The 17,102-nt window shown below is 71.2% G+C and carries 18 protein-coding genes; 8 read left to right on the top strand and 10 right to left on the bottom strand.

The annotated features are described in order from the left end of the window. Positions 1–81: 81 nt before the first annotated feature. Entirely contained in the window at positions 82–981 is a 900-nt protein-coding gene (locus FM051_RS21000) for an AAA family ATPase (RefSeq protein WP_158845943.1), read from the top strand. Here the strand turns inward: FM051_RS21000 and FM051_RS53220 are convergent. The 9 genes from FM051_RS53220 to FM051_RS20955 form a co-directional block, all read right to left on the bottom strand. Next, on the bottom strand, positions 963–1,094 hold the full coding sequence (locus FM051_RS53220) for a hypothetical protein (RefSeq protein WP_274383651.1): 132 nt from the start codon (positions 1,092–1,094) through the stop codon (positions 963–965). The two genes, FM051_RS21000 and FM051_RS53220, sit on opposite strands and share 19 nt — an antisense overlap. 89 nt (positions 1,095–1,183) lie before the next feature. Continuing rightward, positions 1,184–2,299 (bottom strand): MSMEG_0565 family glycosyltransferase, encoded by a 1,116-nt coding sequence (locus tag FM051_RS20995; protein ID WP_158845941.1) that lies wholly within the window; start codon positions 2,297–2,299, stop codon positions 1,184–1,186. Next, positions 2,296–3,120: a carbon-nitrogen hydrolase family protein gene (locus tag FM051_RS20990; protein ID WP_158845939.1), complete on the bottom strand. Its 825-nt coding sequence runs from the start codon at positions 3,118–3,120 to the stop codon at positions 2,296–2,298. Before FM051_RS20990 ends, FM051_RS20995 begins: the two co-directional genes overlap by 4 nt. A 7-nt stretch (positions 3,121–3,127) precedes the next feature. Next, positions 3,128–3,973, bottom strand: a complete 846-nt coding sequence (locus FM051_RS20985; protein WP_158845937.1) for a carbon-nitrogen hydrolase family protein — start codon at positions 3,971–3,973, stop codon at positions 3,128–3,130. Next, the gene (locus tag FM051_RS20980; protein WP_420803611.1) at positions 3,970–5,706 is read right to left on the bottom strand and encodes an MSMEG_0567/sll0787 family protein; all 1,737 of its coding nucleotides are present in this window, start codon (positions 5,704–5,706) and stop codon (positions 3,970–3,972) included. The genes FM051_RS20985 and FM051_RS20980 overlap by 4 nt, the downstream gene beginning before the upstream one ends. Next, positions 5,658–6,743 carry an MSMEG_0568 family radical SAM protein gene (locus tag FM051_RS20970; RefSeq protein WP_158845935.1) on the bottom strand — a complete coding sequence of 362 codons (1,086 nt, stop codon included), beginning with the start codon at positions 6,741–6,743 and terminating at the stop codon, positions 5,658–5,660. Before FM051_RS20970 ends, FM051_RS20980 begins: the two co-directional genes overlap by 49 nt. Before the next feature lie 9 nt (positions 6,744–6,752). Then, on the bottom strand, positions 6,753–7,265 hold the full coding sequence (locus tag FM051_RS20965; RefSeq protein WP_158845933.1) for an MSMEG_0572/Sll0783 family nitrogen starvation response protein: 513 nt from the start codon (positions 7,263–7,265) through the stop codon (positions 6,753–6,755). A gap of 33 nt (positions 7,266–7,298) precedes the next feature. Further along, positions 7,299–8,120 carry an amidohydrolase family protein gene (locus FM051_RS20960; RefSeq protein WP_158845931.1) on the bottom strand — a complete coding sequence of 274 codons (822 nt, stop codon included), beginning with the start codon at positions 8,118–8,120 and terminating at the stop codon, positions 7,299–7,301. 16 nt (positions 8,121–8,136) lie between these two features. Next, positions 8,137–9,471, bottom strand: a complete 1,335-nt coding sequence (locus tag FM051_RS20955; protein ID WP_238412529.1) for an MSMEG_0569 family flavin-dependent oxidoreductase — start codon at positions 9,469–9,471, stop codon at positions 8,137–8,139. A gap of 286 nt (positions 9,472–9,757) precedes the next feature. Between FM051_RS20955 and FM051_RS20950 the strand changes: the two genes are divergently transcribed. The 7 genes from FM051_RS20950 (at position 9,758) to FM051_RS20920 (ending at position 15,521) form a co-directional block, all read left to right on the top strand. Continuing rightward, a complete protein-coding gene (locus FM051_RS20950) occupies positions 9,758–10,354 on the top strand; it encodes a GNAT family N-acetyltransferase (protein WP_238412528.1) in 597 nt (198 codons plus the stop codon). Positions 10,355–10,552: 198 nt separating this feature from the next. Further along, entirely contained in the window at positions 10,553–11,347 is a 795-nt protein-coding gene (locus tag FM051_RS20945; RefSeq protein ID WP_238412527.1) for a CPBP family intramembrane glutamic endopeptidase, read from the top strand. Between the two features lie 152 nt (positions 11,348–11,499). Then, the gene (locus FM051_RS20940; RefSeq protein WP_158845929.1) at positions 11,500–11,943 is read left to right on the top strand and encodes a hypothetical protein; all 444 of its coding nucleotides are present in this window, start codon (positions 11,500–11,502) and stop codon (positions 11,941–11,943) included. Further along, positions 11,940–12,554: a hypothetical protein gene (locus FM051_RS20935; RefSeq protein ID WP_158845927.1), complete on the top strand. Its 615-nt coding sequence runs from the start codon at positions 11,940–11,942 to the stop codon at positions 12,552–12,554. Before FM051_RS20940 ends, FM051_RS20935 begins: the two co-directional genes overlap by 4 nt. Positions 12,555–12,610: 56 nt before the next feature. Continuing rightward, a complete protein-coding gene (locus FM051_RS20930) occupies positions 12,611–13,450 on the top strand; it encodes a vWA domain-containing protein (protein WP_202918947.1) in 840 nt (279 codons plus the stop codon). Positions 13,451–13,458: 8 nt separating this feature from the next. Then, positions 13,459–14,256, top strand: coding sequence for a hypothetical protein (locus FM051_RS20925; protein ID WP_158845923.1), 798 nt, complete (start codon positions 13,459–13,461; stop codon positions 14,254–14,256). Next, positions 14,253–15,521, top strand: coding sequence for a protein kinase family protein (locus tag FM051_RS20920; RefSeq protein WP_158845921.1), 1,269 nt, complete (start codon positions 14,253–14,255; stop codon positions 15,519–15,521). The genes FM051_RS20925 and FM051_RS20920 overlap by 4 nt, the downstream gene beginning before the upstream one ends. Here FM051_RS20920 and FM051_RS20915 read toward each other — a convergent pair. Further along, positions 15,518–17,029, bottom strand: coding sequence for a TIR domain-containing protein (locus FM051_RS20915; protein WP_158845918.1), 1,512 nt, complete (start codon positions 17,027–17,029; stop codon positions 15,518–15,520). The two genes, FM051_RS20920 and FM051_RS20915, sit on opposite strands and share 4 nt — an antisense overlap. Between the last annotated feature and the right edge of the window lie 73 nt (positions 17,030–17,102).

Genomic DNA, 17,102 nt, shown 5'->3' with positions numbered 1-17,102 from the left:
CGGGTTCAGTACGGTTCACGATCACGACACGTACTGCCGGCCAGCCTGGTCAGCACCAAGGGAATTGCCGATTGGAGCCTCGTGGTCGATCTTCCGGTGCACCCGTCAGCCGGTGACCTGCTCGCCGACCTCTCCCGGCTCTCCGACCCCGGCGCGGGTGGGATCGCGGCGGAACTGGTGGCCCGGCTCGACGTGCCTGGTTTCGGCGTCGGCACGGTCGAACGCGCGGTGCTGGTGAGCGCGGCGTCGTTGGAGGCCGAACGGCTGGGTGACGTGTTCGTGCGTCCCGAGCACCTGGTGCTGGGTTGGGTGCGCGCGGTCGAGGAGGGCGGTGTCCGGCCGCCGGGTGTTCCGGGGCTGGACGTCGTGCGCGAGGAGTTGCAGGCACTGATGGCGGACCGGGCGCACGCGGAGTACGAGAAGCTGCGGCCGATTCCACGCCCGGACGCCGTGCGGCGGCCTCGGACGATCCTGCTCGCGGGTGTGCCGGGGACGGGTAAGAGCACGTTGGCGGAAGCCCTCGCCTGGCGGCTCACCGCGCCGGTGTTCTCCATGGACTGGCAACTGGGCGCGCTGGTGCCGTTCGGCGCCCTGCGGTCGGACAACACCGCGCACTTGGCGGAGGTGAACCTGACCGCGTCGGTGGCGCGGCAACTGCAACTCGGTCTCGACGTGATCGTGGACGCGACCGGGCACCGCCGGGAGACCCGGCGGCGGTGGCGATCGGTGACCGAGCGCCTGGGTGGCGTGTTCGTGGGCGTGGAGTGCGTGTGCTCGGACGAGGTGTTGCAGCGCAGCCGCGTCGAGGGCCGGGCGCGCGGGATCCCCGGCTGGCACCAGACGGTGTCGTGGGAACACGTGCTGCGGATGAAGGAGCGGTGGGAGAACTGGGACGACCCGGACCTCGTGGTTGATTCCGCGGTCGAGCCGCCGGAGGTCGGGGTGCAGAGGGTGCTGGACCACTACCGATCTTTGTGGTAGCACTCGCAGTTCCGCCCGGTGATGTCGCCTTCCACGCACTCGACGTAGGCCCGCGCCACGTCCCGCGCCGGCGTGCCGCCGTCACCGCCCAGGGCGATCGACGTCTCCCGCACCCACGTCCACTCCGAACACCCCTAACCACCGCGTGTGTCCTACCCCCAGCCCCCGTGTGTCCTACCTTCAGAACAGGTGTGTCCTACCTTCAGAACGCGCGTGTCCTACCTTCAGGACCCCCGAGTTCAACACTCAGAACACCCCGGTCGAGCAGAGAGCGGTAGAACGTGAGGTGGCGTTGGGCCGCCTCCGCCCACGTGTGACGGTCCGCCAACGCCCTACCCACCTCGGCGAACGCCCCACCGTCGGCCAAGGCATCGGCCAACGCCTCCGCGAACTCCGACGGAGTGACGGCAAAACGCGCAGCACCGTCGAACACCTCCCGCAACACCGGCAGGTCACGCGCCACCAACGGCACACCGGCCGCCAACGCCTCCATGGCCGCCAGCCCGAACCCCTCCTTCGTGGACGGGAACGCGAACACCGCCGCCGACGCCACCAACGACGGCAACGCGTCGTGGTCCACCGGCCCGAGCACGACCGGCTCCACCCCCGACTCCCGAGCCCGCTCCTCCCACCGAGCCCGGTAGTCCCGGTAGTCGAACAACGTCTCCCCGCCCGCCATCACCAACCGCACATCAGGATGCCGAGCCCGCAACAAGGCATACGCCTCCAGCAGCTCGAGAGACCCCTTACGCGGCTCGATCCCACCCACCGCGAGCACGTACCGCCCCAAGTGCTCCCACCCGCGCCGCCCAGCACGAGCGAACCGCGCCGCATCCACCCCGTTGGGTATCACCTCGGCCGCGATCCCCCACCCGTCCCGCAACTCCCCCGCCACCGCCGAAGACACGCACACGTGCGCGACCGGCGACGTCAGCGCGCGCTCATGACAAGCCGCCAACTCCGGCGTGGTGAAGTGGTCGATGTGGTGCACCGTCCGCACGCACACGTCCACCGCGTTGGCGCTGATGCAGTCCTGCGCGTGCACGACGTCGAACCCGGACGGGTCGAACGCCTCCCGCAGCACGGCGATCGACCGCAGGATCCGCGCCCCGACCTCCTCGCCCTCCACCTCCGGGAACGGCACCACCCGCAACGCCACCCGCCGGTCCACCGGCCGGAAGAACCCGGTGTCCCCACCCCGCCCCAACGTCCACACCGTCACGGAAGCACCCGCAGCAGCCAACGCCTCCGCCAACGCCAACGTGTGCACCACCCCGCCACGCGGCTTGGACGAGTACGTCAGCAGCGCGACCCTCACGCGTACGCCGCCGGTTTCCGCTCGGCCAGGTGGCTGAGCACCCGGCGCGCCTTGGCGATCTCGACCGGCGGATCGACCTCCGCCACCGCGATCCCGGCCTTGGACCACGTGCGCGCCAGCACCTCGCCACCCGGACCGACCACCTTGGCCTGCCCGAGGAACTTCATCCCGCCCAACGCGCCGGTCTGGTTGGACGACGCCAGCACGACCTGGTTCTCGGCCGCCCGCGCGCAGTCGTACAGGTCGAACAGCCGGGACTGCCGGTCCTGCGCCATCCGCGGCGCGCGGTTGGTGATGCTGGTCGGCCACGCGGACAGGCACGCCAGGATCTCCGCCCCGTCCAGTGCCAACGACCGGGCGGCCTCCGGGAACGTCTTGTCGTAGTCGATGAGCATGCCCAGCCGACCCACGGGCGTGTCGAACGCGGTGAACTCGTCGCCCGCCCGGTAGGCGATGGACTCGCCCGCGGGCTGGTGCACCTTGCGGTGCCTGCCGAGCACGCCGTCGCCGTTGACGCACACCGCGCTGTTGTACCGGTCGTCGCCGTCGGCCTCGCAGTACCCCACGCACACCACCATCTCCGCCGCCATCCGCGCGACCTCCCTGATGAGCGGACCGTCCGGTTCCAACGCGGGCGGCAACGCGTCGGGGTCGGGGTGCCGCAGGTCGGCGAGGTAGCCGCCGAGCGCGGCGTCGGGCAGCACCAGCAGTCCGACACCGGACCGCCGGGCGTGGTCGACGAGGGTGCCGATGCGGCGCAGGTCGAAGTCGAGGTCGCGGCCGAACGCCGCCGCCGCGGCCCCGATGCGAAGGGTGCTCACGAGTGCATCATGCCCGTGCGAGGTCGCCGTCCACCGGCTGGTAGGCCTCCGGTCGGCGGTCCCGCAGGTGGCCCATCGACCGGCGGGCCGCCTCCAACGCCGCCGTCACGTCGATCTCCGCCACCGCCACGCCCGCCGCGACACCGGTGGTGGCGAGCACGTCACCGCCGGGGTCGACCACCTTGGCGCTGGCCACGAACCGCAGCGAGCCGAACTCGCCGGACTGGTTCGCCGACACCCACACGACCTGGTTCTCCAACGCCCGCGCCCGGTCGAACAGGTCGAACCGGCGGGTCCACCGGTCCTCGGCCAGGTCGGCGGCGGCGTTCGTGCGGCTGCCCGGCCACGCCGACGCGCACACCACGATCTCGGCGCCGTCCAGTGCCAGCGCGCGGGCCGATTCGGGGAACGCCTTGTCGTAGCAGATCATCATGCCGAGCCGGCCGACCGGCGTGTCGAACGCGGCGAAACCGTCGCCCGCGCCGTAGCTGGCGTTCTCGTTCAACGGCTGGTGCACCTTGCGGTGGTTGCCGAGCACGCCGTCACCGGTCACGCAGACGACGCTGTTGTAGCGCACGCCGTCGGCCAGCTCGCAGTACCCGGCGGTGACGACCAGGTCGCCCGCGAGTGCCGCCAGCCTGCCGATCTCGGGACCGTCCAGCGCCAGCGCGGGCGGACCGTCCGCACTGCCGTCCAGAGTGGACAGATAGCCGCCGAGACAGGCCTCGGGCAGCGCGAGCAGACCGACCCCGGCCGCCTTCGCGCCCTCGATCAGGTCGGCCACCCGGGCGAAATCGGCTTCCAGGTCGCGGTCGAACGGCGCCGCCGCGGCGGCCACGCGCAGGACGCTCATGCGATCCCCATTCCCGTCACGGCGCCCGTGACAGCTTCGGTGACGTCTCCGTCCGGCCAGCGCAGCACTACACCGCGCCCGGCGACCAGCTCACCGCACACCGCGCTCTCGGCCGGGCCGGCGGGCGGGGCCGGGGTGCCCGGTTCGTCGGCGGTGAGCATGGCGAAGCCGGGGAAGCAGGTGAGCCAGTCGCCCGCGCTCGCCTCACGTGGCCGTGGCGCCGCGGCCACGTCGAGCACGGCGGCGCAGCCACTGGCCTCGGCGAGCATCCCGAGCGTGCCGACGACACCGGCCATGGACACGTCCTTGGCGGCTTTCGGTCGCGCGACGGCCACCGAGCCGAGCATCGCGCGCAGTTCGGGCGTGCGGCGGGTGGACGTCGAGTCCCACTGACGTCCCTGGTAGCCCGTCCGCCACCCACCGCCCAGATCGGCGGTGAGCCTGACGTGATGTCCCGGCTTCCCACCACCGGCCGGCACGGGATGCGCGGTCCGCCCCAGCGCCGTGACCGACAGCGCGGCCGGCACACCGAGCTGCGTGTGCCCACCAAGAACCGGCACATCGTATGCAGTACACGCCATACGAAGTCCACTGAGGACTCTGGACGCGAACGACACGTCCCGCGCGCCTATTGCATCCAATAGCCCGACCGGTTCCGCGCCCATCGCGGCCAGGTCGTTCAGGTTGACCAGGACCGAACACCACCCGGCCCACTCTGGTGAGCGCTCCACCATCGAGGGCACGATCGCGTCACACGCCGCCACGAGATCGCTGCCGGGCACGGGCGCGCCGTCGTCACCGACGAAGCCGGCGCCGCCGGGGTTCAGCCCGTGCAGCAGACGCCCGAGGTCGCGCTTGGTGGCGGCGACCAAAGCCGCGATGCGACCGATCGGCCACCGCATCAACACGTGCGGCTGCCCGGCCACGACGACGTCCCGGACCCGTGTCCACCCCAACCGGGTGAACAGCACCTCGTTACGCGCCTGCACGGTTGCGTCGAACCGCAACGCCCCGGCACCCTCGACGTAAGCGCACGCCGCCCGCACCAGAGCCGGCCCGACCCCACCGACACCACCCGAACCAAACCCGATCGAGTGATCATGGCCTGAGGACCTAAAGAAAACAGCGTTATCGCCAGGTTGAAACGTCGGTTGAAACAACGAGGACCGCGACCAACCACCGCCGTCGTCACCACCGGAGCCGCCACCGCCACGGACTCGGTCCGAATCAGCGACTCCACCCGCACCATGAGAGCCGCCGGCACCACCGGCACTATCCGTGCCGCTGCCGCGCCTGCCGCCGCCGCCGCCGCGCCTGCCGCCGCCGCCGCGCCTGCCGCCGCCGCCGCGCGTGCCGCGACTGGCCGGGTCGACCACCAGCCGCCCGCCCTGCCACCAGCCGATGTCCGGGCCGTCGACCCGCGCCGGGTGCAGGCGAACCCCGCCCAGCAGCTGCCCGTGCTCGTCCCGCGCCACCAGCACGACCGTGCGCGGATCGTCGTCGTGCTCGTCCAAGTCGGTCCCGGAGAACAGCCCCTGCTCCTCCACGAACACGCGCCGCCGCAGCTCCCGGTACGCCGCGACGTCGTCCGCCGGCTCGATCCGGAACCCCGGTCGCACCGGCCGTTCACCCAGCAGCGCCACGACCTCCGACGCCGTCGCCCGGAGCGGGCCGTCGAAGGCGATCATCCGCCCGCCGCCTGCAACGCGCCGCACGCACCGCAAGCCGCGCACCCGGCCTCCTGCCCCGCACCGGTCATCCCGGCCGCACGCAGCAGCTCGGCGATCCGCGACGTCACCGAGGCCACCAGTTCCACCGACGGCCCCGCCACCCCGTCCCGCCGCGCCAACGTGCCCGCCATCGGCCGGAACGGCACCGCGAACGGGTACACGCCGCGCTCGATCAGCGAAGCCGCACCCGCCACGATCGAATCCGCCTCCGACTCGGCGTCCTCACCGAGGCCGATCAACAGGTAGGTGGACACCTTGTTCCACCCGAACACCCGCACCGCCTCGTCCCACGCCGCCCAGTACTCGGCCAACGGCACGGTCGACTTCCCCGGCATCCACCTCCGCCGCACCTCGTCGTCCAACGACTCGACGTGGATGCCGATCGCCGTCGCACCCGCCGCACGCAGCTCGGCGAGCACACCCGGATCACCCGGCGGCTCGATCTGCACCTGGATCGGCAACCCCGGCACGGCCTCCAGCACCGCCCGCACGCTCCGCACCAGGTTCCGCGCACCGCGATCGGGACCGGCGGTCGTCCCGGTCGTCATCACCATCTGCCGGACGCCGTCCAGCCGAACGGCCGCCGACGCGACCTCGGCCAACTGCGCGGGCGTCTTGGCCGCGACCGTGGCCCCGGCCCGCAACGACTCCTCGATCGTGCAGAACCGGCACCGCTGGTCTTCTCCATACCGTATGCACGTCTGCACGACCGTCGTCGCCAGCACGTCCTTGCCGTGCAACCGGGCGATCTGCTCGTACGGCACGCCGTCCGCGGTCACCAGGTCGTAGAACCTGGGTCGCCGCACGACCGTCAACGACAGCCCGGTGTCCACCGCGCCGTGGAAGATCCTCCCGTCCCGCACCTCGTAGGGACTGTCGGGGTTGCGGGGTAGTGCCGCGTTGGCACCGTCGACCAGGACGTGCCCGTCGTCGCTGGGCCCCGCGCCCTGCGGCCGTCGCACGGGCGCGTCCACGCGCACCCCTTGCACGGCGATGCCGACTCTCGCCGCGATCACGTCGTTCTCGGTGCCAACGCGCACGACGACCCCCTAGAACATGTAGGTGGAGTTGATGATCGCGCCCTTGCGCGCGTAGTGGATCAACGCGTCCTGCACGTCCAACGGGTGCGTGGGGATGACGCCCTCGATGAGGTCTTCCTCCCGCGCGCCGTGCAGCGACAGGCCGAACCGGCAGCAGAACACCTTGCCGCCCTCGGCGATGAACGTCTTGAGCTGGTCGTTGATGTTCATCTCACCGGGGAACGCGGCGTTGCCCGTCGTCGGGAACCCCCTGGTGGCCAGGCAGTTCAGCGAACCGGGACCGTAGAAGTAGATCGCCGACTCGAAGCCCTTCCGCAGCGCGCGGGTCGCCTGGAGGATCGCCACGAAGCTCACCGACGACTCGTGCGCGATGCCGTGGACCAGGGTGAAGTACGTTTCGCCCGCCTCGGCCTGGTAGTCGGGGAACACCTTGGTCCCGCCGTAGAGGGACGAGCCCTCGGGCAGCGACGGGTGCGGGATCTCGTCCAGGCTCTGCTTCTCGAGTTCGGTCAGGTCGGCCATCTCGACTCCTTGTCATCTCTTGAGCACTTGGGGTCAGCCGTAGAGTTCTTCGAACGTGGCGCGGAAGACGAGGTCGGCGAGCTCGCCGTCCCCGACCGCCGCACGCAGGCGGGCGCACTCGCCGGGGTGGTCGCCCCACGGCTCGTCGCTGGCGAACAGCACGCGGTCGTGCCCCGTGCCGCGCTTGTCGATCTCGTCGGCGAGCCAGCGCGGCGCGAAGCCGATCGCCCACGACAGGTCGGTGTAGACGCGCTTGCCCCGGTCGATCCAGTCGAAGAAGCGCGAGCCGACCAGCTTGATGTGCCCGCTCATACCGCCGCCGAAGTGCACGAGGTGCACCGCGACGTGGTCGCCGTACCAGTCGACGAGGTGACCGACCTCGTCGATGTCGGACGCGGCTCCGGGCGAGGTGTGCACGTGCACCACCAGGTGGTGTTCGGCCGCCACCGCGAAGATCCGGTCGAGGCCGGGGCGGCACGCCGGGTCGGTCGGTCTGCCGCCGAGCAGGAAGCTGAGCTTCAGCGCCCGCACACCCGGCTCGCCCGCCAGGCGCAGCGCCGCCTCGGTGCGGTCCGCGTCACGGGCCAGCGGTGACACCCACAGCCCGGCCCGGATCCGGTCGTCGGTGCTCGCCGCCTCCACGCACAACTCGTTGAAGGAGAACGCGAGCGCCGGGTCGGGCACGCCGTAGTTGGGTATCACGAGCGCGCGTTCGGTGCCCTCGGCGTCGAGGTCGGCGATCAGTTCACGGATGGTGGCGCGGGCGTTTCGGTCGGGGTTCACGGCGGGGCCGCCGTAGAACGGGTGGGCGGGCAGCACGCCGAGGTGTCGGTGCGCGTCGTAGACGGTGCCCATGGTCACCTCCGGGTGGTCAGGCCACGGTGCGCGGCGCGGTCCAGTCGTCGTCACGGGGCCAGGTGTCGGTGCGGGTGCCCGCGATCCAGCGGACCTCGGCGGGTGACGGCGCCGCGCGTGGCCGGGTGATCTCGCGGGCCAGGTGTTCGGCGTCGTCGGCGACACCGCAGAACCGGCCCGAGCCCCACGTGTGCTGCCAGGGCAGGCCGAGGAAGTACAGGCCGGGGCAGCTGGTCACACCGCGCACGTGCGTCGGGTAGCCCCGGCCGTCGAACACCGGGACCTCGATCCACCGCCGATCGGTGCCGAACCCGGTGGCCCACACGACGGCGGAAAGCGTTGCCGCGTCCACTTCTCCGGGGCCATCGGGTGGCGTCCACACCGGTGTGTAACGAGTCTCTTGTGGAGCGTCGATGCCCTGTCGGGCTATGTGGGCGTCGATGGAGTCCTTGATGCCCTCGGACACCGCGTCGGCGTGGTCGAGGTTGGCCTTCAGGTCGTCGGCGAACCGCAGCACGCCTTCGCTGATCCCGGTGAGCCTGCCGTGCAGCCGCATCCCGTCCCGCGCGAACGCCCGCAGGTCGATGTCGCGCCCGCCGTCCCGTCCGGTGACGTAGTGGTTGACCCGGAACCGCACCGCGTCGGCGTCGTCGAACTCCTCGATGCCGCGCCGGTAGTAGCCCATCCCGTCCAACCACGCGACCACGTCCCGGCCCCGGTAGGAGCGGGCGACGCGCGGCGCCGTGCCGACCGCGAGGTGCACCCGGCGACCGGCGAGGTGCAGGTCCTCGGCGATCTGGCTGCCGGACTGCCCGCTGCCCACGACCAGCACCTCGCCGTCGGGCAGCTGTTCCGGGTTGCGGTAGGTCGAGGAGTGCACTTGCGTGATGGCTTCGGGCAGCCGTTCGGCCGGGCGTGGGATGCGTGGCACCTGGTACGGGCCGGTGGCGAGGACGACCTGGTCGGCCGTGAGCACGCCGTTCGTCGTGGTGAGCCGGAATCCTTTGTCGGTGCGCCTCAGGCGGGTGACAGCGACGCCTTCGCGCAGCGGTGGTCCGAACGAGCGGATGTAGTCACGGATGTAGGCGACGATCTCGTCGCGCCCCATGAACCCGTCCGGGTCGTCGCCGGAGTACGGGAAGCCTGGCAGCCGGCACTGCCAGTTGGGCGTGACGAGGCAGAACGAGTCCCACCGCCGGGCGGCCCACTCGCCGCCCGCCTGGTCCTTCTCCAGCACCACGTGCTCGACGCCGCGTTCGCCCAGCCGGTGGCTCATCGACAGCCCGGCCTGCCCACCGCCCACGACCACCACGGGCAGGTGCGCGCCGTCCAACTCGTCGTGCTCGACCACGGTTCGATCCCTTCGGACAGCGCGGGATTCCGCGTCGGGCCAGGGTTTTCGAAGAGTCCGCACCGCGTCGGCGGGATGCGATTCGACGGTTGAAGTACAGCGACGGGTGATGTCGAACGTGTTTCATCCGGAACGCCGCACAGTTACCTTGTGCTCACTGAGCGTGTTCACAGGTTGGGAAACCGGCTTCCTCTCGGAGGTGCCGATACAGGAGAGTGACCGTGGCGACCGGGCCTACCCGGCTGCCGACCCGCCGCAGCCGCGATCGTCCAGGGGGACCGCCGACATGAACCCACGCACCGAACCAGCCCTGGGTGACGCGATGGTGGTGCCCGCGCGGTGGCCGCAGGACGCCGTGGTGCGGACGGCGCGGTTGCGGGTCGTGCCGGTGCGGGTCGCGCACGCGGAGGAGATGGCGAAGGTACTGGGCGATCCCGCGCTGTACTCGATCATCGGTGGCGCCCCGCCGAGCGTCGCCGAACTCGCGCTGCGCTACAGGCGTTGGGAACGGCCGACGTCCGATGACGGGAGTGCAGGCTGGTTGAACTGGATCGCCGTGCGGGACGCGGACGATGTCGCCGTCGGCACCGTGCAGGCGACCACGACGGTCACGGTGAATGGGCTGGTCGCGGAATTGGCATGGGTGATCGGGGTGCCGTTCCAGGGCCACGGGTACGCCACCGAGGCCGCCGCGGCGGTAGTCGGTTGGCTGGTCGAACGCGGCGCACGTGACGTGCACGCCCACATCGCGCCCGAACACGCGGCCAGTGAGGCGGTCGCGCGCCGCATCGGCATGCGTGCCACCGGGGAGTTCCGCGACGACGGCGAACAACGGTGGCGGTTCCACCCGGCGAACAAGAAGATTCCCGGAAATTCGATATAGCGCGAATTCCGCACTCTCGGTGAACCTGTTCCCGGGTGGTGCGGTCGAGGTGTTCTTCCCGGTCTACAGCCCGGCGGGTGTACCGGGGGTGTTCAGGCTGTTGCTCCGCGCGACCCTCCCAGGCGACCGCGCCGCCGTCTGCGGAGCGGCGGCCACCAACACAGTTGACCTGGCCGTCTGCGCGGGTTATTCACGATTGTGAGCGATGAGCAGAACGAGCCGGTCCCCCTGGACGACCGCGCACCCGCGCCGTGGCCGTCCGTCGACGCCCCGGCGAGGGAACGGCGGGCCGGGCTGACGTTGGTGGCGGTGTTCCTCGCCGCGCAGCTGGTGATGGTGGCCGCGTCGGTGGTGGTGCTGCTCGCGTTCGGCACCGGGGATCCGGCGTTGCTGGAGGACGGTCTGCTGCTCGCGTTGCTGGTCGTGCCGACCTCGGTGGGCGCGGTCGTGGCGGTGCTGGGCGTGGCCCGGCTGGGCAGCGGACCGAAGGCCGGGCGGGCGCGGCGTGAGCTGGCGGTCCGCTGGAACGGCCGGGACATCGGCATCGGTGTGGCGTTCGGGCTGGGCGGGTTGGTGCTCACGCTGCCCGCGGCGGCGTTGTGGGCCGCCTGGGTGGGTGACGAGCAGGCCACGTCGGCGGTCGGTGACGTGTTCGCCGGGCGCGAGTTGGGGCCGGTGGCGGCCGCGGTCACGTTCCTCGTGGTGTGGCTGGTCGCCCCGCTCGGCGAGGAGGTGCTGTTCCGGGGCGTGTTGTGGCGGGCGCTGGAGCACTGGCGCTGGAACCGCTGGGTCGTGTTCGCGGTGACCAGCCTGGCGTTCTCCTTCGCGCACCTCGAACTGCTGCGCACACCGCTGCTGCTGGTGCTGTCGATCCCGATCGGCCTGGCCCGGCTGTTCACCGGCAACCTGCTGGCCAGTGTCGTCGCCCACCAGGTGAACAACTTCCTGCCCGCCGTGGCCCTGCTCCTGGCCACCACGGGTGCGCTGCCGTGACCCCTTTCTGACCAGCGGCCGTTCGCCCATCCGGGGGACACGGCGACACGACTGCGAGATCCTCCGCGATACCAGGAGTACACGCCGAAACACTCCGCGCGGAGGTCCAGGTGCACCTGTCGGGCGGGTCTGCCGATACCCCGAACCGGGCCGTGACACCCGACGGCCTGCGCAGCCGCTGGCTGGCGCCGGTGTACGCGCTGGTGATCTCGTTCCTCTCGGTCCTGCTGCTCGGGGCGGTGGTGAGCGAGCCCGCGACGACCCCACCGGCCGGCGAGGAGCCCACGGTGGACCTCCAGTTCGTGACGACGAAGGACGAGCAAGGCGGCACGACGCCGGTGCCCGTCACCGGACCGGACATCGCCGAGGTGACGGTTCTCGTCGGACGCGGATCGGGCTTCGAGGTCGGTGCGGACGGCAAGGTCGAGGACGTCATGTCGGGCGAGTCGCTGACGGTCTGCGCCGAGCTCCCCCGCGAGTGGTCGGCTCCGGGCACGACGAAACGCGGCGAGTTCACCTGTTGGGCGGAGCGCGTCCCGAAGGTCGTCGGCGGCGACAGGCGGATCGAACTCCTCGTGAACAGGCCGACGTCATGACCACGAAGAGTGTGGTGGTCGTGTCCCTGACCGTCGTGTGTGCCACGGCGGGCGGGCTGCTCGGCAGTCGGCTCCGGTACCTGGACACGTCGCAGTCGGTGGTCCTGGTGGCGGTCAGCGCGCTCCTCGGTTTCGCCGTGGCCATCGGGCTGTTGACCACCGAGAGGCGCTCGGTCCCCAAGGCCGAACCCGAAACCGAACCCGAAACCGAACGCGAACCCGAGACCGGAACCGGAGCCGCACCCGTGTCGCCGCCCGTTTTCGAGCACCCGACGGACGACACGTCCCTGTCACCGGTGTTCGTCCACCCGACCCCGTCGCCCGAACCGGCCCGATCCGGCAACAACCGCCCGTGGTGGACCGAGACGCCCGGTCGACCGGCGGCCGTCCGAACCGAACAGCCGGCCGCCGCGACACCGCTGACGAGCTACGACGCCAACCGCGCGGTGGTGGCGCAGTGCCCGCACTGCGGCGATTTCCGACTGGACGTGGAGCAGCACGGCGACGCGTACGCCTTCCACTGCCGCAACCCCAACTGCGGCCACCGGTGGGAGTGGAGCGCGGGCGCGCCGTGGCCGACGACGGTGGTCCGCCGCAACCTCACCGGATGACGTGACGGCCGAGAACGACGAAGAGGCGGTGCAGCGTGGACAGGTATCGACAGTCCGTGTCGCGGTCCGAGCCGGGGTGCGTGGTGATCCTGCTGGACCGCTCGGACTCGATGAAGCTCGCCTGGGGCCGCACCGGCGCCTCGCTCGCGGTCGGCGCGGCGTTGGCGGTCAACAACATCCTGCTGGACATGTGCATCAAGGCGACCACCGAGGTCAACGCACCCGTGCGGCACTACTTCGACGTCGGCATCTTCAGCTACGGCGCCCGCGTCAACACACCCGGCGAGGGTGTCGAGTCGGCGTTCGGCGGTGTGCTGGCCGGGCGCGGTCTGGTGCCGCTGCCCGAGTTGGCCGAGCACCCGATGGCGGTGCGCGAGGAGCCGTCCATCGACCTGATGCCGGTGAGCGCGCGGATGCCGGTGTGGGTCGACCCGGTGCACGGCTACCGCACGCCCATGTGCCAGGCGATCGAGGTCGCCGGCGCGCACGTGTTCGACTGGGCCGCCGGGCACCCCAACTCGTTCCCGCCGATCGTCATCAACATCACCGACGGCATGGTGACCGACAGCCCGCACGACGGCGCCTCCCTCCACGACTGGGTGAAGCGGCTGACGTCGATCGAGACCAACGACGGGGCGACGCTGTTCTTCAACATCTTCCTGTCCCCCTTCGAGGTCGCCGAGATCGTCTTCCCGTCCGATCCGACCGGCCTGCCGGCGCCCGGACCGGACCTGTTCGAGCTGAGCAGCCCGCTGCCCCAGCCGATGATCGACAACGCCAGGGTCGACGGCTACGACGTCCAGCCGGGCGCGCGTGGCCTGGCGCTCAACGTCGGCCGCTCGACCCTGCTCCGGGTGTTGCAGATCGGCACGAGAGTCCCGGATCGGCCGCGGTAGGAGGTGTCGTGATCCACAGCCGACAGGTCGTCTTCTACGCGTCCAAGCACGGCAACACCGAGGCCGAGTGGGAAGACGGCGCGGCGGCGGCGCCGGCCGACGCGAACGGTCACGGCCCGCGGTTCGCGGTCGCGGACGGCGCCACGCAGGGCTTCGGCTCCGCCCGCTGGGCCCAGCAGCTGGTCGCGGGCTTCGTCGGGGACCAGGGCGCGGCGCCGGACCTGACCGCGAACGCGCTGTACCACTGGGTGCTGGACATGCAGGACCGCTGGCGCGACGACCCGCGCCTGGCCGGTGCGACGGACCTGCAGCGGATCAAGCAGGCCAACGTCGGTTCGTTCGCCACGTTCCTCGGCTGCGAACTCCGCGACCTCGCCGGACCGCGACCGCACTGGGCGGCGGTCGCGTTGGGCGACGCGGTGCTGTTCCACGTGCGCGACCGCACCGTGGTCACCCAGTTCCCGCCGATACCGGCCGACGGGTTCGGGTCCAACCCGGACGGTCTGCCCACCGGGTCCGCCACGCTGGCCGACATGATCGGCCGGGCGTCGTTCGCCCGGGGCGACCTCGTGGCCGGCGACCAGCTCTACTTCGCCACGGACGCGTTCGCCCAGTGGATCGCGGCGACCGACCTGCGCGACCGGCACGCGTTGTGGACGACGTTGGCGGGCCTGGACCACCCCGACACGTTCCGCAGGCTCGTCGCCGACCAGCGCGCGGCACGGGAGATGACCAACGACGACGTCACCCTGATGCGGGTCTGGATCGACCGCGCGCAGGCCGCGTACCTGGTGGTGTGCCTGTGAACCGGTACCCGACTCCCGACGAGTACATGAAGGCGGTGCAGCACCCCGAGTCCTTCCTCGTGGACGAACTGCGCGGACTGGAACTCGTCGTGCACCCGCTGTACGGGATACCCATGCCGGCGGCGGGCACGAGCGCCGTGGTGTTCAAGGCGATGGCCGGCGGCGAGGCGCAGGCGCTGCGGTTCTTCACCAGGCACGACGTGTCCAGCAGTGCGCGTTACGGCGCGCTGCACGAGCACTTCACGTCGAGCGGCCTGGTGAGCGCGGTCGCCCTGCCCCGGTGGATCGACGACGGGATCCGGGTCAACGGCGCCACGTGGCCCGTGGTGCGGATGCAGTGGGTGGAGGGCCACACGCTGAACCGGCACGTGGACGGGCTGGTGGAGCGCGCGGACACCACGTCGTTGTCCGCGTTGGCGCAGTCGTGGCGTGACCTGGTGAGCCGGATGCAGCGGGCCGAGTTCGCGCACGGCGACCTGCAACACGGCAACGTCCTGGTGGACCAGCGCGGTGACCTGCGGCTGGTCGACTTCGACTGCTCGTGGATCGCCCGGTTCTCCGGGTCGCTCGCGCCGAGCGAGACCGGGCACCGCAACTACCAGCCGGAGAACCGGCCGTGGGGTCGGTGGATGGACACGTTCTCGGCGCTGGTCATCTACCTGTCGTTGCTGGCGTTGGCGAAGAGCCCGGCCGGCTGGCGCACGTTGTACAACGGCGAGAACCTGCTGTTCCGGCGGGAGGACTTCCGGTCGCCGTTCGACACGCCCGTGTGGGCGCACCTGGCGGGGATCGGCGACGCGCGGTTGGACGAGCTGGCCCGGCGGCTCAAGCAGTGCTGCGCGCCGGGGTGGATCGCCGACGCGGGGTTGGACGACATGCTCGCGCCCCAGGTCCAACCCTGGTGGGAGCGCACGCCGACGGCGGTCGTGCCGGAACGGATGCGGGTGCCCGCGCCCGTTCAGGCGCCTCGCCCGCCGCTCCGGCCTCCGCCTCCACCTCCACCGTTCGTCGCACCGCAGCCGCGACGCGGCGACTGGTGGACCGCGGTCGATCCGGCGATGCGGAACCTGCCCGTTCCGGCGGAGGAGCCTGAGGCCAAGCGGCCGACGCTCACGAGCGTGTTCGTGGTCGCCGCTGTCATCGGCCTGTTTCTCGGCCTTCTCGCCGCGTCCGAGGCGGAACCTGTCCCGGCGGTACTGCTGGGTGTTGTGGCGGCCCTGTTCACGTTCGTGATCGGGCTGATGCGGCGCAATCGGCCGGACTAGCCGCTCAAGGCCGCCACGCAGATGATCACACCGAGCAGACCGATCGACGCGATCACCACGGCGTGACGGGATCGGGGCTCGTCCCTCCTGGCGGCCACGACGCCGAGGACCAGGCCGACAAGGGCCGCCAACCCCGTCGTGGCGGTGATCCCGACGACCTCGGGGGTGTCGGGGATGTCGATCATCGACAGCAGCAGGAACGGGATGCCGGTCGCACCGAGGACCGCGGCCACGAACGCCAACGGGCGCTTGTCGGATGGCGGAGGGTGCGGCACGGGCCTTTCCGGCTCGGGCTTTTCCGGCTCGGGCTTGCTGCCCTGCCACCACGGCGAGGTCGACGGCGAGGTGGGTGGTGGCCCCGAACTCGACGACGGCCCGGTGGACGGTCGCGAGCCGGCTGACGGCGTGGCGGGTAGCCGCGTGGTGGGCGGGACCACATTCGGCTTTTCGACGGTCGGCTGACCTGCGTCCGCCATCACGCGCCGCAGCCAGAGCGGTGCCGTTCCGGGGCCGGGGCCGGGGCCCGTGTTGGTGGAGCGTGCGGGCGGAGGCATCGCCCCCCGGGCACGCGGCGGCGTCTCCCGGCCCGGCTGGACTGTCTTGGCGACCGGCGTCGGTTCGGCCCGTTCAGGCTGGCCCAACGCTCGTTCGGCCTCTCCCGGCTCTTCCGGCTCTTTCGGCGCGACCTGCTGCGGCTCGGCCTGTTCACGCTCGACCTGCTGCGGCTGCCCCCACTCCGACTCGGCCTGCTCCGAGTCGGCCTGCTCCGGAGCGGATTGCGGACCGGCTGCGGCTTGGGCCTGGCGCCAGTAGTCGGCCGCCGGGAGCCAGGTGGCGCCGGCGGCGACCTCGACCTCTCCCTGCTCTACCTTCGACAGGATCTCGTCTATCTCGCGCGAGTTCATGTTGGTGATCTCGCCGCGTTCCCGGAACTCGCGCAGCAGCTTGATGATGTCCGCGCGGGCCACCTCGTCCTGTTCCGTCCTCAGGTGCCGCCGCAACTGCCCGATGATGATCTCCTGCCGCTCCGGCGTGATGGGCCGCGGACCGAGGAGTTCGGCGATGCGGTAGAGGTATTCGAACGGCACCTTCGGCGGCGGGGGCAGTGGGTTCGGCAGCACCAGCGGACGGGCGGTCAGCTCGGCGAGCGCGCCGGCCAACGACACGATCGCGTCGGCGCTGCGTTCCCGGTAGTCGACGATCTGCCGTTCCATGATCGGGATGCGGAGGTTGTCCAGCGGGCCGACCTGCACGGGGAGCACGGGCAGACCCAACTGCTGCGCGTAGTCGAACTCCGCGTGGCAGGGCAGCGACTTCCAGGACGCCTTGGACAGCGCGAACACGAAGACCCGCGCGGACCGGATGGTCTCGAGGATCTCCCGCCACCACAGCTCGCCGCCGCGGATCTCGTGGTCCAGCCAGACCTGCTGCCCCATCCGGCCGAGGTCGTCCCGAAGGGCGCGCACCAGGGTCTCGTCGGCCCGGGTGTAGCTGACGAAGATGGTCATGGTCACGCCCTCCGGTACGGGCACGTCACTTCGGCACTCACCTGATTGGTCGTGCGGAAGCCCTCTTTCGTTG

Origin of the sequence: Saccharothrix deserti, from assembly GCF_009769385.1 — a bacterium.
Lineage (GTDB): Bacteria > Actinomycetota > Actinomycetes > Mycobacteriales > Pseudonocardiaceae > Actinosynnema > Actinosynnema deserti.
This window is presented reverse-complemented; position numbering and strand designations above follow the sequence as displayed.

Bases quoted from the DNA above. Each gene is read 5' to 3' on its own strand.
- FM051_RS20960 (WP_158845931.1), bottom strand. From the start codon at position 8,120: ATGGGCACCGTCTACGACGCGCACCGACACCTCGGCGTGCTGCCCGCC.
- FM051_RS20915 (WP_158845918.1), bottom strand. From the start codon at position 17,029: ATGACCATCTTCGTCAGCTACACCCGGGCCGACGAGACCCTGGTGCGC.
- FM051_RS20950 (WP_238412528.1), top strand. From the start codon at position 9,758: ATGAACCCACGCACCGAACCAGCCCTGGGTGACGCGATGGTGGTGCCC.
- FM051_RS20965 (WP_158845933.1), bottom strand. From the start codon at position 7,265: ATGGCCGACCTGACCGAACTCGAGAAGCAGAGCCTGGACGAGATCCCG.
- FM051_RS20935 (WP_158845927.1), top strand. From the start codon at position 11,940: ATGACCACGAAGAGTGTGGTGGTCGTGTCCCTGACCGTCGTGTGTGCC.
- FM051_RS20985 (WP_158845937.1), bottom strand. From the start codon at position 3,973: ATGAGCGTCCTGCGCGTGGCCGCCGCGGCGGCGCCGTTCGACCGCGAC.